The organism is Aeromicrobium sp. Root472D3 (genome assembly GCF_001426485.1).
GTDB lineage: Bacteria > Actinomycetota > Actinomycetes > Propionibacteriales > Nocardioidaceae > Aeromicrobium.
Map to the genome: position 1 here is coordinate 301,551 of NZ_LMET01000002.1, position 24,711 is coordinate 326,261.

Here is a 24,711-nt window from a genome sequence, read left to right on the forward strand (position 1 = left end):
GCACGCCGCCGCGCACCCGCCGGGTGCCAGAATCAGGCGTGCGCCCGATCCTGTTCGTCCTCGCGGCGGCGGTCTGCTTCGGCACGACCGGCACGGCCCAGGCCTACGGTCCCGGCGCCGCCTCGAGCAGTGCCGTCGGCCTGACGCGCATCGTCGTCGGCGGGCTGCTGCTCGGTGCCGTGGCGTGGTGGCCCGCACGACGGTCGCGGGTCGTCCCGCCGACCCTCGCACGTCCCCAGCTCGCCGCGGTGCTGGTCGGCGGTGCCGCGGTGCTGGCGTACCAGCCGACGTTCTTCGCGGGCGCGCGGCTCAACGGTGTCGCGGTCGGCGCGGTCGTGACGCTCGGCGCCGCTCCCGTGCTGACCGGCGTGCTCGAGTGGGTGCTGACGCGGCAGGTGCCCACCCGCGCGTGGTTCGTGGGCACCTCGTGCGCGGTGGCGGGCGTCGCGCTGATCGGCGGGCTGGTCGACGGCGCCGGCCGGGCCGTGAGCGCGGCAGGGCTCGCCGGATCGCTCGGGGCCGCGTTGTCGTACGCGGTCTATACGCTCGCGGCGAAACGGCTGCTGACGGACGGGTGGAGCGCCACCGCCGCGATCGGCAGCGTGTTCGCGACGGCCGCCGTGATGGCCGCACCGTTCCTGCTGCTGGTCGACCTGTCGTGGACGACGAGCACGTCGGGGGTCGCGATGATCGCCTGGCTCGCGATCGTGACGGTCGTGATCGCGTACGTGCTGTTCGCCGCGGGGCTGCGGTCGCTGTCGGCGTCGTCGGTGTCGACGCTGACGCTGGTCGAGCCGCTGACCGCGTGCGTGCTGGGCCTGGCGCTGCTCGGCGAGCAGCTGTCCGCGGCGGGCTGGGCGGGGCTCGCGGCGCTGCTCGCCGGCGTCACGCTGCTCGCCGTCAGGCGTTGAGCCGCCGCCAGACGTGCGCCGTGGCCGACTCCACGTCACCGGGGTGCGTCTGCTGGAAGTTCCGGCCGCCGCGCGCGAACGTCTGCTGCACGGCGGCCGGTGTCACGGCGGCGTCGACCGGCTCGTCGACCCAGTCGCAGTCGCGGACGTTCACGAGGTCGACCGCCGCCCCCTCGTCGTCGCGTCGCCAGGGCCCCGTGATGCGTCCGAGGAACGTGCGACCGTCCGGGTGCCGGGTCCAGACGAAGGCCCCCGCGGGCACCGCGACGAACCGCTCGAGCCGACGCTCGGACCGCTCGTCGGTGGCCTCGCCGACGCCGACGAGACCGTTGCGCAGGGCGTGCTCGACGGCCGCGGCGTGGTCGACGTCGTCGCGCCGCGAGCGCAGGGGAGCGCGGTACACCGGGTCGGGCACGTGACGGCTCAGCTCAGGATGCCGCCGAGGATGCCGCCGCCGACGGCGGCACCCGCGACCGCCCCGCCGTTGCCGCCGCCACCCTGCGGGTAGGCGGGCCCCTCGGACGGCTGCACGACGACGAAGCCCGGGCCCTGGAAGGCGTACTGGAACGCCTCGCCTGATCCGCCGCGCAGCGACGACCGCATCGACATGCTGTTGTGCAGCTGCGGCGTCAGGTTGGCCGACCAGCACACCGCGGCGTTGATGTCGACGTACGTCGGCTGCTGCGAGCAGTCGAGGATCATGGGGTCGCCGTCGGCGACCAGCGCGACCTGGCCCGTGCCCGACACGATCGTGTTGAACAGCCCGCCCGCTGCGACGCCGACGCCCTTGACCCGGCGGATGTCGTGGTCGAGCGACGCGTCGAACGCCAGCAGGTTGCGTCCGTTGATCGAGATGCCGTCACCCTCGAGGGTCAGGACGAACACGTTCTTGGCGGTGTCGGCGAAGAACACCTCGCCCTGCCCGGCCACCGTCATGAGCGGGTTGTCCTCGCTCGTGACGACCTTCTTCATGAGCTTGCCGAGGCTGCCGGCCGACTTGTGCTCGAACGTGACCTGGCCCTGGTAGGCGACCATGACGCCCTTGGTCGCGAGCACGGGCGCGCCCAGCGTGACCTTGAGCATCCGTGGGTTCTGCAGCGTGAACCGCTCCGAGGTCTGCACCTCGTGGTGGGCCTGGGCGAAGAGCTCTGACTTCATGGCGTGCCTTTCGTGGGTCGTGACATGACAACGAACGACGGTTCCGGCGAGTGCCGATGACAGGACTTGAACCTGCACGCTCGAAAGCACAGAGACCTAAACCCTGCGTGTCTACCAGTTCCACCACATCGGCTTGCGCGACCGATCCTAGTCGGACGCGGGCGCTCAGGACTCGAGGCCGAGGTCCTTGCGCAGCTTGGCGACGTGGCCCGTGGCCTTGACGTTGTACTGAGCGAGCCGCACCGTGCCGTCCTCGACGACGAACGTCGACCGGATGACGCCCTGCACGACCTTGCCGTAGAGCTTCTTCTCGCCGAACGCGCCCCACGCCGTGAGGACCTCCTTCTCGGGGTCCGACAGCAGCGTGATGGTCAGGCCGTCGTTCTCGCGGAAGCGTGCCAGCTTCTCCGGCTTGTCGGGCGAGATGCCCAGGACGGTGTAGCCCTCGGACTGCAGGCGGTCGAGCGAGTCGCTGAAGTCGCAGGCCTGCTTGGTGCACCCCGGGGTCATCGCGGCGGGGTAGAAGTAGACGATGACCTTGCCCTCCTGCTGCGACAGCGTGACCGGCTGACCGGCGTCGTCGGTGAGGGTGAAGTCGGGTGCGGTGTCGCCTGCCTGCAGTCGGGTCGTCATGCGGACTATCCTGACGTACGTGTGCGGGTCGCCGGCCCGCACCTCCGTGAACGACCGAGTGAGCGAGGCACGACGTGGCGAACGCCAAACCCGATGATCTGGTCGACGAGATCGATGTGATCCGCGACCGTCTGGCGGACACCGTCGACGCCCTGATCGACCGGTCCAACCCCAAGAACGTCGCCCGCCGCAGCCTGGCCGACCTCAAGGCGCACTTCGTCGACGAGACCGGCTCCCCCCCCCCCCCCNAGACGATCGCGCCGCTCGTCGGTGGCGCGCTCGCCGTCGTCGCGGGCATCGTCGTGCTGCGCCGGTTCCTGCGCTGATCATGCCCGGCACGAGGGCGTCCGCCGCATCGTGAGCCCGTCGCGCGACGTCCCGCTGCGGCGCATCCGTCTGCGCCGTCCGACGCTGAGCCTCGACGACCGCCTGCGGCTGGTGCGCAAGCGGTGGCGGCTGCTGCTGCGGCTCAGCGTCTCGACGGCGCTCGCCTTCTTCATCTCGACGCACCTGCTGGGGCACTCGCAGGCCTTCTTCGCGCCGATCTCGGCGGTCATCGTCATCGTGGCCGGAGCCGGCGTGCGGGCGCGGACGCTGTTCGAGCTGGTGCTCGGCGTGGCCCTCGGCGTCCTGGTCGGCGAGCTGCTGATCCTCACGATCGGCCGCGGCACGTGGCAGATCGCGCTGGTCGTCGTCCTGACCGTCGTCATCAGCACGCTGGTGGGCATCAAGGGCCTCGCGCTGACGCAGGCGGCCAACTCGTCGGTGCTGCTCGCGGCGGTCGTGCCGGCCGCGAACGCCGGCAATCCCGCGGTCACGCGCTTCCTCGACGCGTTCATCGGCGGCTGCTGCGGCCTGGCGCTGATCCTGCTGGTGCCGCGCAACCCCGTCCGCGACATCGACGTCGAGACGCAGGAGCTGCTGCGACGTCTCTCGGCCGTCCTCTCACGGTGCGCCGAGGCGATGCGCCTGGCCGACGCCGACCTCGCCGAGAAGGCCTTGGCCGAGGCGCGCGCGATGCAGCCCGACCTGCAGGCCCTCGAGTCGACGGCGGTCAACGTCACCGAGATCGCCAAGATGTCGCCGATGCGCTGGAAGCAGCGCGATCACCTCGACCTCTACGTCGGCGCCGTCAGGGACCTCGACAACGCGATCCGCGACGCCCGGGTGCTGGCGCGGCGCACCGCGGCGATGCTGCGGCACGGGGAGTCCGCGCCGGCCGACATGCACCGGGCGATCGACTGCCTCGCCCGCGCCGTCGAGATCTTCGCCGACGACCTGTCGGAGCACGACGACTTCGCCGAGGCGCGCGAGCAGCTCGTCGAGGCGGCCCGGATCGCGGTCACGGCGCTGCCCGCCGCGATGACGATGAACTCGGCCGCGATCGCGGCGCAGGTGCGGTCGCTGGCCGCCGACCTGCTGTACGCCAGCGGCGCGACGCGCGACGAGATCGACCTCAGCCTCGACTTCGACTGAGCCGAGGGGGCCCGGTCGGCGGAGGTGGACACCCTCCGCCGGCGTGCGCTACGTTGCTGGAGCTGCTCCCGACCGGGGGCCTGACGACGGAAGAGGTGGACCCATGGATCAGATCATCACCCCGATGACGACCGTGACGTCCTTCCACGTCGTCTCGTCCTTCGCCGGTCACACCTCCGGAGCACCGCACCTGAAGTAGCCCACGTCTGTTGGCACTTCTGCCGCTCCGGATCGTCGATCCGGGGCGGTTCTTCGTCGTTCCCGGGGCGTTCGCCCCAGGATCGAGCTGTCCTCGACCCACCCACCCGAACCTTCTGAAAGGAGGCGCGCCATGAACACCACGCTCGACCACGTCATGCCCGCTCAGCACATCCACGAATGCCCGTCCACGGACGAACACGACGGAGAGGGGGTGAAGGCAGTGGCACTCTTCGAGTCCCGCAAGGGCCGTGAGACGCGCGCCTGGGACGAGCTGTCCGAGATCGATCGAGCTGTGCTCCTGGAGTCGGTGCGTCAGCGCCGCAGGCTCCAGCAGCAGAAGCAGACGATCTACACCCAGGTCCACGGGATCCGCGGCAACCGCTGACCCGTCAGCGACGTCGTCCCCGGCGAGCCGTCAGGCACCCGCCGGGGACGACGCCGCCAGACGTCAGCGTGCGGCGATGGCGTCGGCGAAGGCCAGGATGCGTCGCGCGTCGCGCACGTGCAGCTCCTCGACCATCCGGCCGTTGAACGTCACGACGCCCTGTCCGGCCGCCTGGGCCTGCTCGAAGGTCTCGATCATCGACTGCGCGTGCTCGATGTCGGCCTCGGACGGCGCGAACGCCGCATTGGCCGGCTCGACCTGGCCCGGGTGGATCAGGGTCTTGCCGTCGAAGCCCATCTCGCGTCCCTGCCGTGCCTCGGCGTCGAATCCCTCGAGGTTCTTCACGTCGTTGTAGACGCCGTCGATGATGACCTTGCCGGCGGCGCGCGCCGCGAGCAGCGACAGCGACAGGGCCGTCAGCACCAGCGGGTTGCGCCCGGGGACGTGCAGGCCGAACGTCTCGTTGACGACGTCGTTGGTGCCCATCACGATGACGGTCAGACGCTCGTGGGCGCCGCAGATCTCCTCGGCGTGCAGCAGGGCGACGGGCGTCTCGATCATGGCCCAGAGCTGGGTCCTCTCGGGAGCGCCGGCCGCCTCGAGCGCCGCCACGAGCTGCAGCACCTCGGCGGCGGAGTTGACCTTGGGCACCAGGACGGCGTCGGGCCCGGCCGCGGCGGCCGCGGCGACGTCGTCGTCGTGCCACTGCGTGCCGATGCCGTTGACGCGGATCGCGAGCTCGCGGTGGCCGTACTCACCCGACTGCACAGCGGCGCACACCCGGTCGCGCGCCTCGGGCTTGGCGTCGGGCGACACGGCGTCCTCGAGGTCGAGGATCAGGGCGTCGGCATCGATGCCCTTGGCCTTCTCGAGCGCGCGCTCGTTGGCTCCCGGCATGTAGAGGACGGAGCGCCGGGGGCGCAGGACGGTGGCGGTGTCGGTCATGTCGGTCCTCAGAGGTCGTAGGCGGCGGCCAGCTCGGGGTCGCGCTCGGCGAGCGCACGGGCCAGGTCGAGCATCACGATGCACTGCTTGCAGGAGGCGTCGTCCTCCATCTTGCCGTTGATCATGACGGCTCCCGAGCCGTCGCCCATGGCCTCGACGACCTCCTTGGCGTGCGCGACGTCGGCGGGATCGGGGGAGAAGACCTTCTTGGCGATGTCGATCTGCACGGGGTGCAGGCTCCACGCGCCGACGCAGCCGAGCAGGAACGCGTTGCGGAACTGGTCCTCGCACGCCACGACGTCCTTGATGTCGCCGAACGGTCCGTAGAACGGAAGGATGTCGTTGCCGGCGCACGCGTCGACCATGCGCGCGATCGTGTAGTGCCACAGGTCCTGCTGGTACGTCGTGCGTCCCTGGGTCAGGTCGTCGCCCGTGGGGTCCTCGCGCACGAGGTAGCCCGGGTGGCCGCCGCCGACGCGGGTCGTCTTCATGCGGCGGGACGCGGCCAGGTCGGCGGGGCCGAGCGAGATGCCCTGCATGCGGGGGCTCGCGGCCGCGATCTCCTCGACGTTCGTCATGCCCTCGGCGGTCTCGAGGATCGCGTGCACGAGGATCGGCCGGGNCTCGACCTTCGGCACCATGACGACGTCGAGCTTGTCGCCGATCTCGGTCACGAGCGTGATGAGGTCGTCGAGCGCCCACGGGGAGTCGAGGCTGTTGATGCGCGTCCAGAGCTGCGTGTCGCCGAACTCGGTCTTCCGGGCGATGTCGACCAGGCCCTGACGCGCGGCCTCCTTGTTCTCGGTCTTGATCGCGTCCTCGAGGTTGCCGAGGATGATGTCGACCTTCTTCGCGATGTCGGGGACCTTGTCGGCCATCTTCGGGTTGCTCGGGTCGAAGAAGTGGATCATGCGGCTCGGGCGGAACGGGATGTCCGCGAGCGGGGTCGGCGCGCCGACGGCGAGGGGGCGGAGGAATGCTCGGGGATTGCGCACGCGGGTCAACTCTCTGTCGAGGCAGGTGGGCGTCGAGTCGTGGCGTCGGGGAGTGCCGGACGTCAAAACTACCGGCCAGTATGCCGACGCCGTCGCCGATCGGCACCGTGGGGCCCGTGAGGTCGGCGCTGGCGGTCGTCCGCGCGGTGCACGGGTGCACACTGTGAGCGTGGAACCAGCACCGCGCACCGGGGACTCGCCGACCAGGGGCAGTCTCCGTGTCTACCTCGGTGCCTCGCCGGGCGTCGGCAAGACGTACGCGATGCTCGACGAGGGACGGCGGCGGGCGGCCCGCGGCACCGACGTCGTGATCGGCCTGGTCGAGACGCACGGCCGCGAGCGCACGATCGAGCAGGTCGGCGACCTCGAGGTGGTGCCGCGCCGCGTGCTCGACCACCGCGGCTCGGCGCAGACGGAGCTCGACGTCGCGGCGGTGATCGCCCGGGCCCCCGAGGTCGCGCTGGTCGACGAGCTGGCCCACACCAATGCCGACGGGGCGGGCAACGCCAAGCGGTGGCAGGACGTCGAGCAGCTGCTCGAGGCCGGCATCTGCGTCATCACGACCGTCAACATCCAGCACCTCGAGTCGCTCAACGACGTCGTCGAGGCCATCACCGGCATCCGGCAGCGCGAGACGGTGCCCGACACGTTCGTGCGGCGGGCCGACGCGATCGAGCTCGTCGACATGAGCCCGCAGTCGCTGCGTCGCCGCATGGCGCACGGCAACGTCTACGCGGCCGACAAGGTCGACGCCGCGCTGTCGCAGTTCTTCCGCGAGGGCAACCTGACGGCGCTGCGCGAGCTGGCGCTGCTCTGGCTGGCCGATCGCGTCGACGAGGGCCTGGGACGCTACCGCGAGCAGCACGACATCGACTCGACGTGGGCCGCCCGCGAGCGCATCGTGGTCGCGGTCACCGGCGGCCCGGAGTCGGAGGTGCTGATGCGGCGGGCGGCGCGCATCGCGTCGAGGACCGGCGGAGGGCAGTGGGCCGCCCTGTACGTGACGCGCGGCGACGGGCTCGTCCAGATGGATCCCGCCCGCCTGCACCGCCTGCACGCCATGACGACCGACATGGGCGGCACCTTCCACTCCGTCGTCGGCGACGACACCGCCACCGCGATCCTCGACTTCGCCAAGGGCGAGAACGCGACGCAGGTGCTGATCGGCGCGAGCCGGCGCGGACGCCTCTCGACGCTCGCGAACCCGGGCGTCGGCGAGATCGTGATCGCCGAGTCGGGAGACATCGACGTCCACATCGTGACGCACGACGAGGCCCGCCGGAAGCGCGGGACCGTGCGCACCTCGCCCGATCTCGGCTGGCGCCGGCGCGCCGGTGGGTACGCGATCGGTGCGCTCGGCCCGTTCGCGCTGACCGCGCTGCTGCTCGCGACACCCGACGTCCACGGGCTGCCGACCGAGGCGATGCTGTTCATGGCGCTCGTGGTGGGCTCGGCGATCGTCGGAGGACGGTGGCCGGCGATCGTCTGCTCGTTCGTCAGCGGCTTCGCGCTCAACTTCTTCTTCACGCCACCGCTGCGCACCGTCACGATCGCGAGCGGCGAGAACGCGTTCGCGGTCGTGCTGTTCGTCGTGGTCGGCGTCGCGGTGTCGTCGGTCGTCGGCCTGGCGGCCCGGCGCTCGGCCCAGGCCGAGAAGGCCAGCGCCGAGGCCGACGCCCTGACGGTGCTGTCGCACAGCCTGCTGCACGCGGGCGACTTCGGCACGCTGCTGGCCGGTGCCTGCGAGCTGTTCGGCATGAAGGGGGCAGCGATCGTCGGTGCCGACGGCGAGGTGCGGCACGCCCACGGCGAGACGGTCGACGCCGGGACGGCCGACGTCGTCATGCCGATCGACGACGACTCGAGCCTCGTGCTCGTGGGACGGTCGCTGCCGGCCGCCGACCAGCGTCTGCTCAAGGCGTACGCGGCGCACGCATCGGTGCTGGAGGAGCGTCGCCGGGCCGCCAAGGAGAGCAGCGAGCGGCGGGTGCTGGCCGAGACCGACCGCACGCGCACCGCCCTGCTGGCGGCGGTGTCGCACGACCTGCGGTCGCCCCTGTCGGCGGTCAAGGCGGCGGTCAGCAGCCTGCGCAACACCGACATCGAGTGGTCGGCCGACGACGAGGCCGCGCTGCTCGAGACCGTCGAGGAGGGGGCCGACCGGCTCGACGAGCTGGTCTCGAACCTGCTCGACATGAGCCGCATCCAGATGGGAGCGGTCAAGGCGCACGTCGACGAGGTCGAGCTCGACGCCGTCGTCCACGCGGCCGTCGCGCCGCTGGCGGGACGCTCGCGCGTCGACGTGACGGTCGACCCCGAGGCCGCGCTGGTCGCGGCGGACGCGGGGCTGCTCGAGCGGGTCCTGGCGAACGTCGTCGGCAACGCCGTGGCCTACACGCCGGACGGCACCCGGGTCGCGGTGGAGGCGACGCCGGCCGCCGGCCGACGCGTCGTCGTCCGCGTCGTCGACCGGGGTCCCGGGGTGCCGGCCGCGCAGAGGGACGGCCTGTTCGAGCCGTTCCAGCGGCTGGGCGACGTGCCGCGCGGCGAGGGTGTCGGCCTGGGCCTGGCCGTGGCCCGCGGGCTCACCGAGGCGATGGGCGGTACGTTGACGGCCGAGGACACGCCCGGCAGCGGGCTGACGTTCGTCCTCGACCTGCCCGCGGCGGGCGGCGGACGATGAGGAGGGGCGGACGATGACGTTCGTGCTGGCCGTCGACGACGACCCCGCGATCCTGCGCACGCTGTCGATCAACCTGCGCGCCCGCGGCTACGACGTCGAGACCGCCGGCGACGGACGCTCGGCGCTGCAGGTCGTCGACGAGCGGATGCCCGATGCGGTGATCCTCGACCTCGGTCTGCCCGATCTCGACGGCGTCGCGGTGCTGAAGCGGCTGCGGACGTTCACGCAGGTGCCCGTCGTGGTGCTGTCGGCCCGTCACGAGTCCGACGACAAGGTCGAGGCGCTCGACGAGGGCGCCGACGACTACGTCACCAAGCCGTTCGACATGGAGGAGCTGCTCGCCCGCGTCCGCTCGGCCATCCGCAGGTCCGGGGCGGGGGAGGCGGCGCTCGTCGTCACGGCCGGCGACGTGCGTCTCGACGTCACCGAGCGCCGTGCGACCCGTGCCGGCGACGAGGTGCGGCTCACGCCGACCGAGTGGCACGTCGTCGAGGTGCTGGCCCGGCGACAGGGCCGGCTCGTCCGCCAGGCCGATCTGCTGCACGAGGTGTGGGGCCCCGGCTACGACCGCGAGACCAACTACCTGCGGGTCTACCTCGCGCAGATCCGCCGCAAGCTCGAGTCCGATCCGTCCCGCCCCACGATGTTCCTCACCGATCCCGGCATCGGCTACCGACTGGTGACCTCCGGCGTCTGATCCCCCGACGGGCCGTCACAGGTCGTCGGCGCGCACGACACGCCGCAGGGCCGAGAGCAGCTCGACCTCCGGTCGGCGGGCGACCAGGTCCTCGACCCGGTCGAGCACGTCGTTCACGTGCTGGCTGTGGCCGCCACCACCGAGACGGCGATCCCTGCCCGCCGGTGCAGGTCGAGGGCGGACGTCTCGGCCGCCGAGACCGGGAACGTCCGCCGCAGGTCGGCGATCAGGGGACGGACGACCGACCGCTTCTGCTTGAGGGAGTGCACGTCGCCCAGCAACAGGTCGAACGAGATCCACCCGACCCACGTGCCGTCGCGTCCGCCGCTCATGCGTCGGCGGGGTAGCCCTTCGCCAGCAGCTCGACGAGCGTCGGACGCGTGGGCGTCCAGCCGAGCTCGCTCCTGGCGCGCTCGCCCGTCGCCTGCTGGTCGAGCAGGAGCGCCTCGCCGAACGCACCGAGCCGCTCGAGCGTCGCGTCGTCCGACTCCGGCTCGACCGTCGGGGCCAGCGCCTCGCCGAGCTCGCGGACCGTGGGGTTGTCCCCGGACGCCGCGATGTACGCCCTGCCGCCCGGTGCGCCGGTCAGGACCCGCACGTAGAGATCGGCCAAGTCGTCGACGTGGACCGTCGTCCAGTGCTGCTCGCCGCTGCCGATGAGGGTCAGGGTGCCGCCGTCGACGCCGCCGGCCAGCATCGCGGGGATGCCGGCTCCGCGGCCGTAGACGATGCCCGGCTGCACGACCGACCCCTTAACGTCCGAGGTGAGGACGCGCTGCTCGCCGGCCGGCCGCCAGGACGTGATCGCGGGGGCGTGGGGCTCCTGGGTCTCGACGATCGCGTCGCCCGAGCCGTACGTCCAGATGCCACCGGTGTGCACGAACGGCTTGTCGGTGCCGCCGAAGGCGTCGAGAGCAGCGGTGATCACTGAGTCGTTGAGCTCGGCGTCGCGCTCGTCCCCGCCGGCGGCGGTGTGCACGAGGCCGTCGTGCGTGCGCAGCTCGGAGGCGAGCCACGGGGCGTCGAACAGGTCGCCGATGACGCCGGTCGCGCCGAGGTCGCTGGCCTTGAGCGACGACTGCTGGCTGCGGACGACCGCCGTGACCTGGTGTCCCTGGGCGACGAGAGCCGCCGTGACGGCCGATCCGATGAGTCCGGTGGAGCCGGTGAGCAAGATCTTCATGCCTGCGTCAACCGGGACCATACCGACGGTATTCCGCGTCAGTCGAAGATCTCCGACAGCCAGTGCTCCTTCTTCTTCTTGCGGTACGGCTGCTGGTCGTAGCCGCCGCGCCGGTCGTCGTACCGGGGGGACTCGTCACGGCGGGGTGCGTCGTACCGCGGCTCGGCGTACTGCTGCTGGGGCACGGGGGAGGGCGCGGCGGGCGCGGCGGGGACGTCCGCGGCGGCCCGCTCGAGGATCTTGTCGAGCTCGCCGCGGTCGAGCCACACCCCCCGACACTCCGGGCAGTAGTCGATCTCGATGCCGGCCCGCTCGCTCATCACGAGGGTGGCGCTGTCGGTAGGGCACTTCATACCTGACCAACTCGCGTCGTGCGGTGAGAGTTCCCCCGGATCAGTGGCCGGGGTGGCGACGGGTGATCTGGACGAGCTTCTCGACCGCCGACACCGTCAGCACGGTGCCGGTCGACACGATCAGCATCCAGCCGACCCCGTCGACCAGGACGTGCGTCCACCGCGGCGCCCCGGGTCGGTAGAGCACGGCGGCCACGACCGTCAGGACGACGAGTCCGACCGCGAGCACCACGAGCGCCTCGCGGGCCCGTGACTCCGGTGACCGTCGGCTCGCCATGTGACCCACGTTACGTCCAGCCGGGCGGCCTCGCCAGCGCGCTCGAGGAGCCCGACGTCACGAGCAGGGGACGCACCGGCGGGCCACGGGCCGTGCCTCGAGCCGTCCGTCGGGGATCGTCGCCCCGCACCGCTCGCACACCCCGTACGTCCCGGCGCGCACGCGTTCGAGGGCCGCGTCGATCTCCACGAGCCGTCCGCGCACCTGCTCGACCATCGTGCTGACCTGCGAGCGCTCGAACGCGATCGTGGAGCCCTCGGGGTCGTGCTCGTCGTCGGCGTTGGAGTCGGCGGACGCCTCGACGATGCCGTCGAAGTCGCGCGTCAACGACGCCAGCAGTCGCTGGGACGCGACGCGCTCGGCCTCGAGCGCGGTCGTCGCGGCACCGGTGTCCATCGCGTGCACCTCGTCCGGAAGGAGACTGCCCTGAGAAGAGACTGCTCTGAAAAGAGCAAAGGCCCCGTTCGGCGAGGAACGGGGCCTTCACAGTGCGGCATCAGGGACTCGAACCCCGAACCCGCTGATTAAGAGTCAGCTGCTCTGCCAATTGAGCTAATGCCGCCGAGTGGCTGAGCCACGAAGCGAGAGAAACGTTAGCAGGGGGTCAGGTGGTTCTCGAAACCAGGCCTCCCTCGAGCACCGCGTGGGCCGCGTTGTGCCCTGCAATTCCGCTGACTGCGCCTCCGCGGCGGGCTCCGCTGCCGCACAACAGCACCCGCGGGTCGGACGTCTCGACGCCCCAGCGGGCCGCCGCCGAGCGGGGCCGCTCGTCCTCCTCGAGCCACGGCCACTGCAGGTCGCCGTGGAAGATGTGCCCGCCCGGCATGCCCAGGGCGGCCTCGATCTGCGCGGGCGTCTTGTGCTCGACGCCGAGCACCAGCGGCTCGAACGGCTCGGCGAGGTGCTCCTCGAGCGCGTCGACGACCTGGCGGTACGCGCGCTCGGCCGCGGCCGCGTCCGGCAGCACCTCGTACGGCGTGTGCAGGCCGAAGTACGTCAGGGTCTGCGCGTCGCTCGCCGCGAGCTCCGGGCCGAGGATCGAGCGGTCGGTCAGCGTGTGGCAGTACAGCTCGCCGGCGGCGCGGTCGGGCAGCTCGCCGTCCGACGCCTGACGCCACGCGGTCTCGAGCTCGCTCATCGACTCCCCGAGGTGGAACGTGCCGGCGAACGCGATCGCGGGGTCGACGCCCGACCGCAGACGGGGCAGCCGGGAGACGAGCAGGTTGACCTTGAACTGCGAGCCGGACGGCTTGGGCGGCGCGGGTCGTCCCATCAGCCCGGCCAGCACGTACGGCGCGACGCAGCTCAGCACGACGTCGGCGTCGACCGAGAAGCCGTCGCCGGCGACGACCACGCCGTCGTCCGACGCGGTGACCGACGTGACGCTGGCGCCGGTGACGATCGTCGCCCCGGCCTCGCGGGCGACGCGTTCGAGCTCGCCCGTCACGGCACCCATGCCGCCCACGGGAACCCGCCACTCGCCGGTCCCGTTGCCGATCAGGTGGTAGAGGAAGCAGCGGTTCTGGACGAGCGAGGGGTCGTGCAGCGACGCGAACGTGCCGATCAGCGCATCGGTCCCGACGACGCCCCGGACGAGGTCGTGCGAGAACCGCCGCTCGATCGCGGCGCCGAGGGGCTCGTCGACGACGTCGGTCCACACGGCCATGTCGCTGAGGTCGCGCAGGTTGCCGATGTGGGGGAGCGGCTCGAGCAGCGTCGTCGCGACGACGCCGGCGAGGTCGGCGACCTCGGCGTAGAACCGTCGCCACGCGTCGAGGTGGTCGTCGGAGCCGGTGAGGGCGCGGAACGAGTCGCGGGTCGCCGGCCCCTCGGTGGTCTCGACGAGCAGTCCGGAGTCGCCGTACGGGGTGTACGACGCCGTGTCGCGCGAGCGCAGCTCGAGGCGCAGACCCAGCTCGTCGATCAGTTGCTGGGGCATCAGGCTGACGAGGTACGAGTAGCGCGACAGGCGTGCGTCGAGGCCCTCGAACGTCTGGGCGCTGATCGCCGCGCCGCCGACGTGCGGCAGGCGCTCGAGGACGACGACGTCGCGGCCGGCGCGGGCCAGGTAGGTGGCGGCGACGAGGGCGTTGTGGCCGCCACCGACGATCACGACGTCGGCACGGGCGGGCGGGGTCTGCGTCATGGCGCCCAGCCTAGGGTCGGGCGGTCCGCCGCGTCCGTACGTGTGGGCACCGATGCGGCTCCGGGTCAGGGAATGCTTGACGGTAGTTGAATGTTGAATTAGGTTGAGACGCCTACCGAGGAGAACCCGATGCCTGCTGTCACCGCTGCCGACTGGACCGTCCTGCCGCGCGTCATCGCGACGCCGACCCAGACCGAGGACCGCGCGCCGGTCAGCGTCACGACCGCGCCGATCGGCTACGAGGGGGAGGGCTTCCCCGTGCACCGCGCCTTCGCCGGTGTCGACGCCCGCCAGCTCGACCCCTTCATCCACATGGACCAGATGGGCGAGGTCGAGTACCAGCCCGGCGAGCCCAAGGGCACCCCGTGGCACCCGCACCGCGGCTTCGAGACCGTGACGTACATGATCGACGGCGTCATGGACCACCAGGACACCCACGGCGGCGGCGGTTCCATCACCGACGGCGACACCCAGTGGATGACCGCCGGGTCGGGCCTGCTGCACATCGAGACACCGCCCGAGTGGCTCGTCGTCAAGGGCGGCGTGTTCCACGGCCTGCAGCTGTGGGTCAACCTGCCGAAGGCCTCGAAGTGGCTGCCGCCCCACTACCAGGACATCCGCGGCACCGACGTCGGCCTCGCGTCGACCCCCGATGCCGGTGCCCTGCTGCGCGTCATCGCTGGCGAGGTCGACGGCGTCGAGGGCCCGGGCTCGACCCACACGCCGATGGCGATGGTCCACGCGACGGTGCTGCCCGGCGCCGAGATGACGGTGCCGTGGCGCACCGACTTCAACGCGCTGGTCTACGTCATGGGCGGCACGGGTCACGTCGGGCGCGAGCGACGTCCGCTGCGCGCGGGCCAGCTCGCGGTGCTCGGCCACGGCGAGACCATCACGGTCGGTGCCGACCGTCGGCAGGCCGGCAAGGACCCCGCGATGGAGGTCGTGCTGCTCGGCGGCCTGCCGATCCGCGAGCCGATCGCCTGGGCCGGCCCGTTCGTCATGAACACCAAGGCCGAGGTCGCCCAGGCGTTCTCGGACTTCCAGAAGGGACGGCTCGGCACGATCCCGACGGTCCCGCACGCCGACGTCCACGGCGAGCTGCTGCCGGAGTAGCGGCCCGCACCGGGCCGATCAGCCCTGGCAGAACATCTGGTCGTACGGCCCCGTCGTCGTCCGCTGCTCGGTGACCTTGCCGTTGACCGTGATGGTGCACGTGACCGGGATGCCGGCCGGACCGGCGATCGAGAACAGCTGCGCGTAGTCGGGAGGCCCGTAGCCGATCGTCGTCATCGACCACGACGTCCCGGGGTTCTCGACGGTGCCGGTCGAGCTGTCGAGGCTCGTCGGCACGATGTAGCCGACGTAGGCGATCGGGGCCGCCGAGGTCATGCTCAGCGTGATGCGCATCTTCGGCAGCCCCTTGACACCGCCCTCGCCGCCGAGCCCCGTCAGGGTGGCGCCCGCGCCGGGGAAGCCCGGGACGCCGGTCAGACCGCTCGTCGGCGAGCTGGCCCGATCGGTGTCGGCGGCGTCGGACGGCGCGACGTACTCGGGGGTGTCGACCGAGGGGACGGCGAGCGTCGTCTCGGCGCGTGGATCGGCCTCCGAGCCGCCGAGCAGGAGGGTCGACAGGGCGAAGCCCATCACCACCACGCCCGAGACGGCCGCCACCGCCGCCGCCGTCCGCGTCCTGTCACGTCTCGTCCGACCCATGGTCACTTCAACGAACGACGGGGCGGTTGGTTAGTCGTCGAGGTGCTCCGAGGCGGGGCTGTGATCGGCGGACACGCCCTGCGCGGCGGCCTCGGACACGCTCTGGCCGAGCCACGACGTGACGGTCCACCCCTCGGCCGTCGAGCCGTCCACCACGACGACGCCGGTGTTGGTGACGTAGTGGTCGGTGACGAAGTCGAGGTCGATGTTGTCGGCGCGCACGGCGCACCACGCGCGGATGATCGCGCCGTGGCTGACGAGCGCGACGTTCTCGGCACCCGATGCCTCGACCTCGGCCACGACCTCGTCGAACCGCTCGACGACCTCGCGCCCGGTCTGCGCGCCCGGCATGCGCAGGTCGAGGTCGCCGCCGCACCACGCGAACAGCGTCGACACGTACTGGTGCACCGACGCGTCGTCGCTGAGCCCCTCGACGTCGCCGGCCGCGATCTCGCGCAGGCCGGCGCGCTCGACCGGGTCGAGACCGCGGGCGGCCAGGAGCGGCGCCGCGGTCAGGTGCGTGCGCACCATCGTCGAGACGTAGAGCGCGTCGATCGGCTGGTCCGCGAGCGCCCCGACGAGCTGCTCGGCCTGCTCGGAGCCGAGGGACGTCAGGGCCGGCCCGGGCACGGTGGACTCGAGGATGCCGTCGACGTTGGCGGGGGTCTGCCCGTGGCGGACGAGGATCAGGCGCATGACCGAAGCCTACGGAGGGGCCGGCGCGCTACGGATAGGGTCTGCCCATGGCGAAGTATGTCGGCGCGATCGACCAGGGCACGACCAGCACGCGGTTCATGGTCTTCGACCACGACGGCAACGAGGTCGCCCGGCACCAGCTCGAGCACGAGCAGATCATGCCGGAGGCCGGGTGGGTCGAGCACGACCCGCACGAGATCTGGGAGGCGACGCAGGACGTCGTCCAGGCCGCGATGGGCCGGGCCGGCATCGAGGCCGACGGGCTCGCGGCGATCGGCATCACCAACCAGCGCGAGACCACCGTCGTGTGGGACCGCCGCACCGGCGAGCCCTACTACAACGCGATCGTGTGGCAGGACACGCGCACCGACAAGATCGCCGCCGCGCTCAACCGCGGTGACGCGGGCGCGCTGATCTGCGAGCGCGCGGGCCTGCCGCCCGCGCCGTACTTCGCCGGCGGCAAGCTGCAGTGGATCCTCGAGAACGTCGACGGGGTGCGCGCCGACGCCGACGCCGGCCACGCGATCTTCGGCACGATCGACACGTGGCTGATCTGGTGGCTCACGGGAGGCCCCGACGGCGGTCTGCACCTGACCGACGTCACGAACGCGAGCCGGACGATGCTGATGGACCTCGAGACCCTCGCCTGGGACGACGAGCTGCTCGCGATCTTCGACGTCCCCCGCGCGATGCTGCCCGAGATCAGGTCGTCGTCGGAGGTGTACGGCCACACGACGGACGACGGGCCGTTCTCGGGCGCCGTCGCGATCGCCGGAGACCTCGGCGACCAGCACGCGGCCCTCGTCGGCCAGGTCTGCTTCGAGCCCGGCCAGCTCAAGAACACGTACGGCACGGGCAACTTCCTGGTGCTCAACACCGGCACCGAGATCGTCCGCTCGACGCACGGCCTGCTCACGACCGTCGCCTACCAGCTCGGCGACGCGCCCGCGGTCTACGCGCTCGAGGGCTCGATCGCGGTGACGGGCTCGGCGATCCAGTGGCTGCGCGACCAGCTCGGCATCATCAAGGCCGCGGGCGACTCCGAGGCGCTCGCCGCGAGCGTCGACGACAACGGTGGCGTCAGCTTCGTCCCGGCCTTCTCGGGCCTGTTCGCGCCCTACTGGCGCTCGGACGCCCGCGGCGTCATCGTGGGCCTCTCGCGCTACAACACCGGTGCCCACGTGGCGCGCGCCGCGCTCGAGGCCATCTGCTACCAGAGCCGCGACGTCGTCGACGCGATGATCGCGGACGCCGACCTCGACCTGCAGATCCTGCGCGTCGACGGCGGGGTGACGGCCAACGAGCTGTGCATGCAGATCCAGGCCGACGTGCTCGGCGTGCCCGTCAGCCGTCCCGTGGTGGCCGAGACGACGGCCCTCGGCTCGGCGTACGCGGCCGGTCTGGCGGTGGGCTTCTGGTCGACGACCGACGAGCTGGTCGCCAACTGGAACGAGTCGCGGCGGTGGGAGCCGACGTCGACCCGGGACGACCGCGACGCGGGCCACGCGCAGTGGAAGAAGGCCGTCGAGCGCACGATGGGATGGGTCGACCTCGACTAGCGCCGCCGCGGGCAGGCGTCTGCTGGGTCACATCGGGTCGCGGGCATTAGCCGCGCTGTGACAGGACTGATTGACTGTCGGCATGCGTCCCGTCGCCCTGTCGCCCGAGAACCGCCACGCCGCGCTCGACGCGATGGCGTCCACACCGCTCGACATCCTCGTGATCGGCGGCGGCGTCGTCGGTGGCGGTGCCGCCCTCGACGCCGCGACCCGTGGCCTGACCGTCGGCCTGGTCGAGGCCCGCGACTTCGCGTCCGGCACCTCGAGCCGGTCGAGCAAGCTGATGCACGGCGGCCTGCGCTACCTCGAGATGCTCGACTTCCGGCTCGTGGCCGAGGCGCTCAAGGAGCGCGGCCTGAGCCTGCAGAAGCTCGCGCCCCACCTCGTCCACGAGGTCGGCTTCATCTACCCGCTGACGCACCGCGTGTGGGAGCGGTTCTACGCCGGCTCCGGCGTCGCGCTGTACGACGCCATGAGCAAGGCGTCGGGATACGGCCAGGACGTCCCGCTGCACCGCCACCTGACGCGCCGCGGTGCCCGACGGATCATGCCCGCGCTCAAGAAGGACGCGCTCGTCGGCGCCCTGCACTACTACGACGGCCAGGTCGACGACGCCCGCCACACGATGTTCCTGTCGCGCACCGCCGCGGCCTACGGGGCCCACGTCGCGAGCCGCACGCGGGTCGTCGACCTCGTCCGTGACGGCGACCGGGTCGTCGGCGCGCGCGTCAAGGACCTCGAGTCGGGTGCCGAGTTCGACATCCTCGCCAAGCAGGTCGTCAACGCCAGCGGCGTGTGGACCGACGAGACGCAGTCGTTCGCGGGGGAGCGCGGCCAGTTCCACGTCCGGGCCAGCAAGGGCGTCCACCTCGTCGTCCCGCGTGACCGCATCCGCGGCGAGTCGGGGCTGATCCTGCGCACCGAGAAGTCCGTGCTGTTCGTGATCCCGTGGGGACGCCACTGGATCATCGGCACGACCGACACCGACTGGTCGCTGTCGAAGGACCACCCTGCCGCGAGCCGCAGCGACATCGACTACCTGCTCGACCACGTCAACGCCGTGCTGGTCGAGCCCCTGACGCACGCCGACGTCGAGGGCGTCTACGCCGGGCTGCGTCCGCTCCTGGCCGGCGAGGACGAGGCCACCAGCAAGCTGTCGCGCGAGCACGCGGTCGGCACGAGCGTCAAGGGCCTGGTCGTGATCGCGGGTGGCAAGTACACGACGTACCGCGTCATGGCCAAGGACGCCGTCGACGCCGCGGTGCACGGCATGTCCGCGGTGTCCGACCGCGGCGTGCCGCCGTCGGTGACCGAGGACGTCCCACTGCTCGGCGCCGACGGGTACGGCGCGATGTGGAACCAGCGCCACCAGATCGCCCGCGGCAGCGGTCTCGGCGTCGGACGCGTCGAGCACCTGCTGCACCGCTACGGATCGCTGATCTCCGAGGTGCTCGACCTGATCGAGGCGCGCCCCGACCTCGCGGCCCCGCTGACCGGCGCCGACGACTACCTGCGGGCCGAGATCGTCTACGCCGCCAGCCACGAGGGCGCTCGGCACCTCGACGACGCGATCGCCCGGCGCACCCGCATCTCGATCGAGACGTTCGACCGCGGCGTCGACGTCGCAGCCGAGGTCGCCGACCTGATGGGCGGTGTGCTCGGGTGGACCGCCGAGCAGCGCGACAACGAGGTCGACCACTACCTCAAGCGGGTCGAGGCCGAGCGCGAGAGCCAGACCATGCCGGACGACGAGACCGCCGACGCCGCCCGCATGGGCGCCGACGACGTCGTGCCGGTGTCGACGCGAGAAGGGCAGGGCACGGCATGAGCGCCGACGACGAGACCATGACGAACGGCACCGCCGTCACCGACGAGGAGGTCGTCGCCGACTACGACGTCCGCTCGCCGGCGTCGCGCACCCTGCTGACGGTCGTCGGGACGGTCCTGGCGGTGACGGTCGTCGCCGGCCTCGTGCTGGGCTTCTCGATCCTCAAGCGCAGCACCACGACGTCCACGAGCGACATCGAGATCGGCCGGTCGGCGCAGATCGTCGTGGACGCGGGCTCGTCCGACCTGCGGATCGTCCAGGGCACGGCGGACGTCGTCCGGGTCTCGGCGCGCATCACGAGCGGCCTGCGCAGGACGGACTTCGAGATCGGCCGGCGCGGCGACCAGATCAAGATCGTCTCGGGCTGCCAGACCTGGCTCAACCCGGGCTGCGGCGTCGACACGACGCTCGAGATCCCGAAGGGCTTCCCGGTCGTCGTCCGCACGACCTCCGGCGACGTCTCGGTGCGCGACGTCACCGAGGGCGTCCTGACGATCCAGAGCGGCAGCGGCGACGTCCGGGCCTCCGGTCTCGAGCTCGACGAGCTCGCGGTGCAGACCGGCACGGGCGACATCACGGCGTCGTTCGCCTCGCAGCCGTTCGCCGTTAAGGCGACGTCCCGCGAGGGCGACATCACCGCGACCCTTGCCGGTGGCAAGCGCACGTACGACGTGACGGCCACCTCCGAGTCGGGCGACGTGTCGTCGTCGATCGACTCCGACGAGGACGGCGACGGCTTCATCCGCGCCACGACCGACTCGGGCGACATCGCGCTGTCGCGCCGCTGACGTCGACGGAGCGCAGGGACGACAAGACCCCCGGACCGATGAGGTCCGGGGGTCTTGCGCATCAGGGTGAGTGACGGGACTCGAACCCGCGACCACCGCCACCACAAGGCGGTGCTCTACCAACTGAGCTACACCCACCACGCGTGCCGGGCATGCGCCCGACACGGCGAGAAGAAGTCTAACGCAAGCCTCGGCGTGCTCAGGACCGGCCCGTCACCGAGCCCGACACCTCGGCCGCGATGGCCTTCGCCGAGTCGGAGTCGATGCCCGGATCGGGCGTGAAGACGGCCCGTCGGTAGTAGCGCAGCTCCTCGATCGACTCCTGGATGTCGACCAGCGCGCGGTGCTCGCCGCCCTTGGCCGGTGCCGCGAAGTAGGCCCGCGGGAACCACTGGCGCGACAGCTCCTTGATCGACGAGACGTCGATGACGCGGTAGTGCAGCCAGCCCTCGAGCTCGACCATGTCGCGCGCCAGGAACGAGCGGTCGGTGCCGATCGTGTTGCCGGCCATGGGCGCCTTGCGCGGCTCGCTGACGAACTCGCGGACGTACGCGAGCACCTGCTCCTCGGCGTCGCGCAGGCTCAGCCCCGCCTCGAGCTCGGTGATGAGGCCCGACGTCGTGTGCATCTGCGTCACGAAGTCGTTCATCTGGTCGAGCGCGGCCTGTGGGGGCTTGATGACGAGGTCGATGCCGTCGCCCAGGACGTTGAGGTCGTAGTCGGTCACGAGGGCCGCCACCTCCACGAGGGCGTCCGCCTCGAGGTCGAGCCCGGTCATCTCGCAGTCGATCCACACCAGCTTGTCATTCACGCCTCGCACACTAGTCCAGCCGGCACGGCGGTGACGGGACGCCTGTGATCGGGCCGGTACGCTCGGCAGGAACCTTCGCCGCAGGTGCAGCGTTGGTCAGGTGGTGACCACCCGAACCAGGAGACAGCAGTGAGCAACGACCGACAGAACCGAGCAGCGCGCGCAGAGCAGATGCGCAAGGAGCGCGAGAAGGCCGATCGCAAGCAGCGCAACCTGATCTCCGTGGCGATCGTCGTCGTGGTCGTCGCCCTGATCGCCGTCGGCGGCTACGGCATCAAGAAGGCCAGCGACGACAACGCCATCGACACCGCCCTGAACACCCCGGCGAACGTCAACTCCGACTACGGCATCCTCTACGACCAGCAGGCCGCCACCGGCACGGCGCCGGCTGCCGACGCGGCCGAGCCGGTCAAGGTCGTCCTGTACGAGGACTTCCTGTGCCCGGGCTGCGGCGCCCTCGAGCAGACCGCCGGCTCGTTCCTGAGCAGCGCGGTCGAGAGCGGCGAGATCGCGATCGAGTACCGCCCCTACTCGTTCCTCCTGCAGCAGAGCACCAACGAGTACTCGCAGCGTGCGTGGAACGCGGCGGCCTGCGTCAACGACAAGGGTGGCGCCAAGGCGTTCAAGGCCTTCCACGACATCCTGTTCGCCAACCAGCCCGAGGAGGGCACGGCCGGCCCCGAGGACGACGAGCTGATCGACTTCGCGAAGCAGGCGGGCGTCACGGGCATCGACGCGTGCATCAACAAGCAGACGTACGGCAAGTGGATCGAGGACGCCCGCGAGAAGGGCCAGGACGACGGCGTGTCCGGCACCCCGACGATCCGCATCGACGGCAAGGACGTCAGCGGCGCGAACAACACGATCGCGACCGTCGCCGACCTGCAGGCGGCGATCGACGCCGCCAAGAAGAGCTAGGCGCCCAGCGCGTACCCACCGGCAGCCGCCGCGACGCTCACGGTCAGCATGACCACGGAGTTGACGGCGGCTGCCGCGTGTCTGCGGTCGAGCAGCAGGTGCGCGGTCTCGACGCTCGCGGTGCTGAACGTCGTGTAGCCCCCGAGGAAGCCGGTCCCGAGGATCGTGCGCCACGTGTCGTCGGCGCCCACGCCCACCAGCAGGCCGAGCGCGAACGATCCGGTCACGTTGATCAGCAGCGTCGACCACGGCAGCCGGGTCGACACGCGGGGTCGGACCCACAGGTCGAGCAGGTAGCGCGTGCCGGCGCCGAGCCCCCCGGCCAGGGCCAGCCACAGGGGCGTCATCGCGCCACCGCCCGGCCCGTGGCGACGCCGGCCAGCGCCGCGACCACGCCCAGCACGACGCTGCCGATCGCGTAGCCGGCACCGAGGGCGACGTGGCCGTCGCGCATGAGGGTCTCGGTCTCGACGGCCAGCGCGCTGTACGTCGTGTAGCCGCCGAGGAAGCCGGTGCCCAGCAGCAGGCGGGCCCGACGTCGTCCGCCCGAGTCGTCGCCGCGCAAGGTCAGCACGGCCAGCAGGGCACCCAGGACGAACGAGCCCGTCACGTTGACGGCGAGCGTCCCGACCGGCAGGTCGTGCCCGGGGTTGAGCCACTCGCTGACGCCGTACCGTGTCAGCGACCCCGCCGCGCCACCGGCGACGACCAGCCAGAACAGCTTCATGAGCCCATCAGACCACGCCCCGTGGAGGGTCGGTCATCGGGCGCCGAGGCCGTGCAGGAGGGTCGCCGCGATGACGACCATGACGACGGCGATGACCGCGTCGAGCACCCGCCACGCCGATGGCCTGGCGAAGACCGGCTGCAGCAGGCGTGCGCCGAAGCCGAGCGCCGTGAACCACACGATGCTGCCGAGGACGGCACCGGCGCCGAACCACCAGCGCTCGTCGCCGTGGGTGCCGGCCACCGAACCCAGCAGGACCACGGTGTCGAGGTAGACGTGCGGGTTGAGCCACGTCAGCGCCACCGCGGTGCTCACGACGGGCCACAGCGCTGCGGCTCCGGAGCCGTCCGCGCGGGCGTCGATCGCGCCCGGTCGCCACGCGCGGCGGGCCGCGAGCCCCGCGTACGTCAGCAGGAAGGCCGCGCCCGCGACGCGCAGGACGTCCACGAGCCACGGTGCCAGGTCGAGCAGCGAGCCGAGTCCGGCGATGCCGGCGACGATCAGCACGGCGTCCGACACGACGCACACCGCCACTACCGGCAGGACGTGCTGGCGCAGCAGTCCCTGGCGCAGGACGAAGGCGTTCTGCGCTCCGATCGCGACGATCAGCGAGAGGCCGAAGCCGAGCCCGGAGGCGACCGCGAGCGCGGCGTCGTGCGTCATGACTCGACGGTAGGAGTACCGCGGGGTGAAGTCCAACGAATGATTCTCACGGTGCATTAGCATCGCTTCACATGGACCTGTCGCAGCTGACCGCGCTGGCCGCCGTCGTCGACGAGGGGTCGTTCGACGCCGCAGCGGCAGCGCTGCACCTCACGCCGTCGGCCGTCAGCCAGCGCATCAAGGCGCTCGAGCAGTCGGCCGGCCAGGTGCTGGTGCGACGCACCCGCCCCACCGCGGTGACCGGCCCGGGGGAGGCCTACCTGCGCCTGGCGCGGCAGATCGACGCGCTCGTGCGGGAGGCCGCGGTCGAGACCCGAGCCGACGGCGACGGTCGGGACGTCACGCCCGTCACCGTCCCGATCGCGCTCAGCGCCGACTCGATGGCGACGTGGGTGCTGCCGGCGCTCGCGACGGTGGGCCCGGGCGTCTGCTTCGACCTGCACCGCGACGACCAGTCGCGCACCGCCGACCTGCTCAGGGCCGGGACGGTCATGGCGGCGATCACGTCGGTCGACGAGCCGGTGCAGGGGTGCCGCTCCGAACGGCTCGGGGTGACGCGCTACCGGCCGATGGCCACGCCCGGGTTCGTCGAGCGGTGGTTCGCCGACGGCGTGACGGTCGACGCGCTCGCGGTCGCGCCGATGGTCGTCTTCGACCGCAACGACGACCTGCAGGAGCGGTACCTGCAGCGTCGGACCTCCCGACGGCTCACCCCGCCGCGCCACTACGTGCCGGCCTCGGCCGACTTCGCCGAGGCCGTCGTGCTGGGGTTGGGGTGGGCCGTCCTGCCGCACGAGCAGTCGGACGAGCCCGAGCGACGGGGCGGGCTCGTCGAGCTCGACCCGGGGCAGCACGTCGACGTCGAGCTGCACTGGCAGCAGTGGACGCTGCAGACCCCCGCCCTCGAGGCGGTGGCCGCCGCGGTGCGTGCCGCGGCGGCCGACCACCTGCTCTGAGGGCGG

Annotated in this window: 29 protein-coding genes, 3 tRNA genes and 1 pseudogene; 12 read left to right on the forward strand and 21 right to left on the reverse strand. The window is 71.7% G+C overall.

Going from position 1 to position 24,711, the window contains the following annotated elements; translation table 11 throughout:
- Positions 1 to 38: 38 nt before the first annotated feature.
- Positions 39 to 911 carry a DMT family transporter gene (locus tag ASD10_RS16230; RefSeq protein ID WP_056611316.1) on the forward strand — a complete coding sequence of 291 codons (873 nt, stop codon included), beginning with the start codon at positions 39 to 41 and terminating at the stop codon, positions 909 to 911.
- On the opposite strand, the gene ASD10_RS16235 is transcribed toward ASD10_RS16230, so the two are convergent.
- The 4 genes from ASD10_RS16235 to bcp form a co-directional block, all read right to left on the reverse strand.
- Positions 901 to 1,326: a hypothetical protein gene (locus tag ASD10_RS16235; RefSeq protein ID WP_056611319.1), complete on the reverse strand. Its 426-nt coding sequence runs from the start codon at positions 1,324 to 1,326 to the stop codon at positions 901 to 903. The two genes, ASD10_RS16230 and ASD10_RS16235, sit on opposite strands and share 11 nt — an antisense overlap.
- Before the next feature lie 8 nt (positions 1,327 to 1,334).
- Positions 1,335 to 2,069 (reverse strand): AIM24 family protein, encoded by a 735-nt coding sequence (locus ASD10_RS16240; RefSeq protein ID WP_056611322.1) that lies wholly within the window; start codon positions 2,067 to 2,069, stop codon positions 1,335 to 1,337.
- 51 nt (positions 2,070 to 2,120) lie between these two features.
- A tRNA-Leu gene (locus ASD10_RS16245) sits at positions 2,121 to 2,202 on the reverse strand.
- Between the two features lie 32 nt (positions 2,203 to 2,234).
- On the reverse strand, positions 2,235 to 2,702 hold the full coding sequence (gene bcp / locus ASD10_RS16250; RefSeq protein ID WP_056611324.1) for a thioredoxin-dependent thiol peroxidase: 468 nt from the start codon (positions 2,700 to 2,702) through the stop codon (positions 2,235 to 2,237).
- Positions 2,703 to 2,776: 74 nt separating this feature from the next.
- On the opposite strand from bcp, the gene ASD10_RS19635 reads away from it, so the two are divergent.
- The 3 genes from ASD10_RS19635 to ASD10_RS16265 all read left to right on the forward strand — a co-directional run.
- A partial coding sequence (locus ASD10_RS19635) for a DUF3618 domain-containing protein (protein ID WP_369797596.1) occupies positions 2,777 to 2,950 on the forward strand: 174 nt, incomplete at its 3' end.
- Between the two features lie 190 nt (positions 2,951 to 3,140).
- Positions 3,141 to 4,178, forward strand: coding sequence for an aromatic acid exporter family protein (locus tag ASD10_RS19640; RefSeq protein ID WP_369797597.1), 1,038 nt, complete (start codon positions 3,141 to 3,143; stop codon positions 4,176 to 4,178).
- A 331-nt stretch (positions 4,179 to 4,509) separates the two neighbouring features.
- A complete protein-coding gene (locus tag ASD10_RS16265) occupies positions 4,510 to 4,764 on the forward strand; it encodes a hypothetical protein (RefSeq protein WP_056611334.1) in 255 nt (84 codons plus the stop codon).
- 63 nt (positions 4,765 to 4,827) lie between these two features.
- On the opposite strand, the gene ASD10_RS16270 is transcribed toward ASD10_RS16265, so the two are convergent.
- From ASD10_RS16270 to ASD10_RS19400, 3 genes and pseudogenes are all read right to left on the reverse strand, one after another.
- Entirely contained in the window at positions 4,828 to 5,709 is an 882-nt protein-coding gene (locus tag ASD10_RS16270; RefSeq protein WP_157432701.1) for a CoA ester lyase, read from the reverse strand.
- An 8-nt stretch (positions 5,710 to 5,717) separates the two neighbouring features.
- The coding region (locus ASD10_RS19395) for a CoA ester lyase (protein ID WP_235502075.1) at positions 5,718 to 6,331 on the reverse strand (614 nt) is incomplete at its 5' end.
- Between the two features lies 1 nt (position 6,332).
- Positions 6,333 to 6,620 (reverse strand): annotated as a pseudogene (locus ASD10_RS19400) (aldolase/citrate lyase family protein); the annotation flags it as partial.
- A gap of 253 nt (positions 6,621 to 6,873) precedes the next feature.
- Between ASD10_RS19400 and ASD10_RS16280 the strand changes: the two are divergent.
- Both ASD10_RS16280 and ASD10_RS16285 read left to right on the forward strand, forming a co-directional pair.
- Positions 6,874 to 9,387 (forward strand): ATP-binding protein, encoded by a 2,514-nt coding sequence (locus ASD10_RS16280; RefSeq protein ID WP_056611340.1) that lies wholly within the window; start codon positions 6,874 to 6,876, stop codon positions 9,385 to 9,387.
- Positions 9,388 to 9,400: 13 nt separating this feature from the next.
- Positions 9,401 to 10,084, forward strand: a complete 684-nt coding sequence (locus ASD10_RS16285; protein ID WP_056611343.1) for a response regulator — start codon at positions 9,401 to 9,403, stop codon at positions 10,082 to 10,084.
- A 113-nt stretch (positions 10,085 to 10,197) separates the two neighbouring features.
- Here ASD10_RS16285 and ASD10_RS16290 read toward each other — a convergent pair whose 3' ends face one another.
- The 7 genes from ASD10_RS16290 to ASD10_RS16320 all read right to left on the reverse strand — a co-directional run bounded on the left by ASD10_RS16290 (position 10,198) and on the right by ASD10_RS16320 (position 14,043).
- Positions 10,198 to 10,416 (reverse strand): DUF503 domain-containing protein, encoded by a 219-nt coding sequence (locus tag ASD10_RS16290; RefSeq protein ID WP_235502084.1) that lies wholly within the window; start codon positions 10,414 to 10,416, stop codon positions 10,198 to 10,200.
- On the reverse strand, positions 10,413 to 11,267 hold the full coding sequence (locus tag ASD10_RS16295) for an NAD-dependent epimerase/dehydratase family protein (RefSeq protein WP_056611346.1): 855 nt from the start codon (positions 11,265 to 11,267) through the stop codon (positions 10,413 to 10,415). Before ASD10_RS16295 ends, ASD10_RS16290 begins: the two co-directional genes overlap by 4 nt.
- Positions 11,268 to 11,305: 38 nt before the next feature.
- Positions 11,306 to 11,620, reverse strand: coding sequence for a zf-TFIIB domain-containing protein (locus ASD10_RS16300; RefSeq protein WP_056611349.1), 315 nt, complete (start codon positions 11,618 to 11,620; stop codon positions 11,306 to 11,308).
- Between the two features lie 40 nt (positions 11,621 to 11,660).
- Positions 11,661 to 11,897, reverse strand: coding sequence for a hypothetical protein (locus ASD10_RS16305; protein WP_056611352.1), 237 nt, complete (start codon positions 11,895 to 11,897; stop codon positions 11,661 to 11,663).
- Positions 11,898 to 11,954: 57 nt separating this feature from the next.
- Positions 11,955 to 12,293: a TraR/DksA C4-type zinc finger protein gene (locus tag ASD10_RS16310; RefSeq protein ID WP_056611355.1), complete on the reverse strand. Its 339-nt coding sequence runs from the start codon at positions 12,291 to 12,293 to the stop codon at positions 11,955 to 11,957.
- Between the two features lie 93 nt (positions 12,294 to 12,386).
- Positions 12,387 to 12,459, reverse strand: a tRNA-Lys gene (locus ASD10_RS16315).
- 42 nt (positions 12,460 to 12,501) lie between these two features.
- The gene (locus tag ASD10_RS16320) at positions 12,502 to 14,043 is read right to left on the reverse strand and encodes an NAD(P)/FAD-dependent oxidoreductase (RefSeq protein WP_056611358.1); all 1,542 of its coding nucleotides are present in this window, start codon (positions 14,041 to 14,043) and stop codon (positions 12,502 to 12,504) included.
- 129 nt (positions 14,044 to 14,172) lie between these two features.
- On the opposite strand from ASD10_RS16320, the gene ASD10_RS16325 reads away from it, so the two are divergent.
- Positions 14,173 to 15,159, forward strand: coding sequence for a pirin family protein (locus tag ASD10_RS16325; RefSeq protein WP_056611360.1), 987 nt, complete (start codon positions 14,173 to 14,175; stop codon positions 15,157 to 15,159).
- 18 nt (positions 15,160 to 15,177) lie between these two features.
- On the opposite strand, the gene ASD10_RS16330 is transcribed toward ASD10_RS16325, so the two are convergent.
- The gene (locus ASD10_RS16330; protein ID WP_056611362.1) at positions 15,178 to 15,717 is read right to left on the reverse strand and encodes a hypothetical protein; all 540 of its coding nucleotides are present in this window, start codon (positions 15,715 to 15,717) and stop codon (positions 15,178 to 15,180) included.
- 72 nt (positions 15,718 to 15,789) lie between these two features.
- Positions 15,790 to 16,455 carry a histidine phosphatase family protein gene (locus ASD10_RS16335; protein WP_056611365.1) on the reverse strand — a complete coding sequence of 222 codons (666 nt, stop codon included), beginning with the start codon at positions 16,453 to 16,455 and terminating at the stop codon, positions 15,790 to 15,792.
- Positions 16,456 to 16,502: 47 nt separating this feature from the next.
- Here ASD10_RS16335 and glpK point away from each other — a divergent pair, with 47 nt between their 5' ends.
- The 3 genes from glpK to ASD10_RS16350 all read left to right on the forward strand — a co-directional run bounded on the left by glpK (position 16,503) and on the right by ASD10_RS16350 (position 20,630).
- Positions 16,503 to 18,014, forward strand: a complete 1,512-nt coding sequence (gene glpK, locus ASD10_RS16340; RefSeq protein ID WP_056611368.1) for a glycerol kinase GlpK — start codon at positions 16,503 to 16,505, stop codon at positions 18,012 to 18,014.
- An 82-nt stretch (positions 18,015 to 18,096) separates the two neighbouring features.
- Positions 18,097 to 19,842 (forward strand): glycerol-3-phosphate dehydrogenase/oxidase, encoded by a 1,746-nt coding sequence (locus tag ASD10_RS16345; protein WP_056611371.1) that lies wholly within the window; start codon positions 18,097 to 18,099, stop codon positions 19,840 to 19,842.
- Positions 19,839 to 20,630, forward strand: coding sequence for a DUF4097 family beta strand repeat-containing protein (locus ASD10_RS16350; RefSeq protein WP_056611374.1), 792 nt, complete (start codon positions 19,839 to 19,841; stop codon positions 20,628 to 20,630). Before ASD10_RS16345 ends, ASD10_RS16350 begins: the two co-directional genes overlap by 4 nt.
- Positions 20,631 to 20,695: 65 nt before the next feature.
- Here the strand turns inward: ASD10_RS16350 and ASD10_RS16355 are convergent.
- Positions 20,696 to 20,768: transfer RNA gene (locus tag ASD10_RS16355), tRNA-His, on the reverse strand.
- 61 nt (positions 20,769 to 20,829) lie between these two features.
- Positions 20,830 to 21,441 carry an oligoribonuclease gene (gene orn / locus ASD10_RS16360; protein ID WP_056611377.1) on the reverse strand — a complete coding sequence of 204 codons (612 nt, stop codon included), beginning with the start codon at positions 21,439 to 21,441 and terminating at the stop codon, positions 20,830 to 20,832.
- Positions 21,442 to 21,570: 129 nt separating this feature from the next.
- Here orn and ASD10_RS16365 point away from each other — a divergent pair, with 129 nt between their 5' ends.
- A complete protein-coding gene (locus tag ASD10_RS16365) occupies positions 21,571 to 22,359 on the forward strand; it encodes a DsbA family protein (protein WP_157432702.1) in 789 nt (262 codons plus the stop codon).
- Here the strand turns inward: ASD10_RS16365 and ASD10_RS16370 are convergent.
- From ASD10_RS16370 to ASD10_RS16380, 3 genes are read right to left on the reverse strand one after another with little or no spacing between them, the layout of a single operon-like run.
- Positions 22,356 to 22,706, reverse strand: a complete 351-nt coding sequence (locus ASD10_RS16370) for a CrcB family protein (RefSeq protein WP_056611384.1) — start codon at positions 22,704 to 22,706, stop codon at positions 22,356 to 22,358. The genes ASD10_RS16365 and ASD10_RS16370 overlap by 4 nt on opposite strands.
- Complete coding sequence (locus ASD10_RS16375; protein WP_056611387.1) at positions 22,703 to 23,086, reverse strand: CrcB family protein; 384 nt, start codon at positions 23,084 to 23,086, stop codon at positions 22,703 to 22,705. The genes ASD10_RS16370 and ASD10_RS16375 overlap by 4 nt, the downstream gene beginning before the upstream one ends.
- Positions 23,087 to 23,119: 33 nt before the next feature.
- Positions 23,120 to 23,749, reverse strand: coding sequence for a LysE/ArgO family amino acid transporter (locus ASD10_RS16380; protein ID WP_056611389.1), 630 nt, complete (start codon positions 23,747 to 23,749; stop codon positions 23,120 to 23,122).
- Between the two features lie 71 nt (positions 23,750 to 23,820).
- On the opposite strand from ASD10_RS16380, the gene ASD10_RS16385 reads away from it, so the two are divergent.
- Positions 23,821 to 24,705 carry a LysR family transcriptional regulator ArgP gene (locus ASD10_RS16385; RefSeq protein WP_056611394.1) on the forward strand — a complete coding sequence of 295 codons (885 nt, stop codon included), beginning with the start codon at positions 23,821 to 23,823 and terminating at the stop codon, positions 24,703 to 24,705.
- Positions 24,706 to 24,711 lie beyond the last annotated feature (6 nt).

Excerpts from the sequence above, each read along its gene's own strand:
- ASD10_RS16240 (WP_056611322.1), bottom strand. The coding sequence starts at position 2,069 with ATGAAGTCAGAGCTCTTCGCCCAGGCCCACCACGAGGTGCAGACCTCG.
- bcp (WP_056611324.1), bottom strand. The coding sequence starts at position 2,702 with ATGACGACCCGACTGCAGGCAGGCGACACCGCACCCGACTTCACCCTC.
- ASD10_RS16265 (WP_056611334.1), top strand. The coding sequence starts at position 4,510 with ATGAACACCACGCTCGACCACGTCATGCCCGCTCAGCACATCCACGAA.
- ASD10_RS16270 (WP_157432701.1), bottom strand. The coding sequence starts at position 5,709 with ATGACCGACACCGCCACCGTCCTGCGCCCCCGGCGCTCCGTCCTCTAC.
- ASD10_RS16285 (WP_056611343.1), top strand. The coding sequence starts at position 9,401 with ATGACGTTCGTGCTGGCCGTCGACGACGACCCCGCGATCCTGCGCACG.
- ASD10_RS16290 (WP_235502084.1), bottom strand. The coding sequence starts at position 10,416 with ATGAGCGGCGGACGCGACGGCACGTGGGTCGGGTGGATCTCGTTCGAC.
- ASD10_RS16295 (WP_056611346.1), bottom strand. The coding sequence starts at position 11,267 with ATGAAGATCTTGCTCACCGGCTCCACCGGACTCATCGGATCGGCCGTC.
- ASD10_RS16300 (WP_056611349.1), bottom strand. The coding sequence starts at position 11,620 with ATGAAGTGCCCTACCGACAGCGCCACCCTCGTGATGAGCGAGCGGGCC.
- ASD10_RS16305 (WP_056611352.1), bottom strand. The coding sequence starts at position 11,897 with ATGGCGAGCCGACGGTCACCGGAGTCACGGGCCCGCGAGGCGCTCGTG.
- ASD10_RS16310 (WP_056611355.1), bottom strand. The coding sequence starts at position 12,293 with ATGGACACCGGTGCCGCGACGACCGCGCTCGAGGCCGAGCGCGTCGCG.
- ASD10_RS16320 (WP_056611358.1), bottom strand. The coding sequence starts at position 14,043 with ATGACGCAGACCCCGCCCGCCCGTGCCGACGTCGTGATCGTCGGTGGC.
- ASD10_RS16325 (WP_056611360.1), top strand. The coding sequence starts at position 14,173 with ATGCCTGCTGTCACCGCTGCCGACTGGACCGTCCTGCCGCGCGTCATC.
- ASD10_RS16335 (WP_056611365.1), bottom strand. The coding sequence starts at position 16,455 with ATGCGCCTGATCCTCGTCCGCCACGGGCAGACCCCCGCCAACGTCGAC.
- glpK (WP_056611368.1), top strand. The coding sequence starts at position 16,503 with ATGGCGAAGTATGTCGGCGCGATCGACCAGGGCACGACCAGCACGCGG.
- ASD10_RS16345 (WP_056611371.1), top strand. The coding sequence starts at position 18,097 with ATGCGTCCCGTCGCCCTGTCGCCCGAGAACCGCCACGCCGCGCTCGAC.
- ASD10_RS16350 (WP_056611374.1), top strand. The coding sequence starts at position 19,839 with ATGAGCGCCGACGACGAGACCATGACGAACGGCACCGCCGTCACCGAC.
- ASD10_RS16370 (WP_056611384.1), bottom strand. The coding sequence starts at position 22,706 with ATGACGCCCCTGTGGCTGGCCCTGGCCGGGGGGCTCGGCGCCGGCACG.
- ASD10_RS16375 (WP_056611387.1), bottom strand. The coding sequence starts at position 23,086 with ATGAAGCTGTTCTGGCTGGTCGTCGCCGGTGGCGCGGCGGGGTCGCTG.
- ASD10_RS16380 (WP_056611389.1), bottom strand. The coding sequence starts at position 23,749 with ATGACGCACGACGCCGCGCTCGCGGTCGCCTCCGGGCTCGGCTTCGGC.
- ASD10_RS16385 (WP_056611394.1), top strand. The coding sequence starts at position 23,821 with ATGGACCTGTCGCAGCTGACCGCGCTGGCCGCCGTCGTCGACGAGGGG.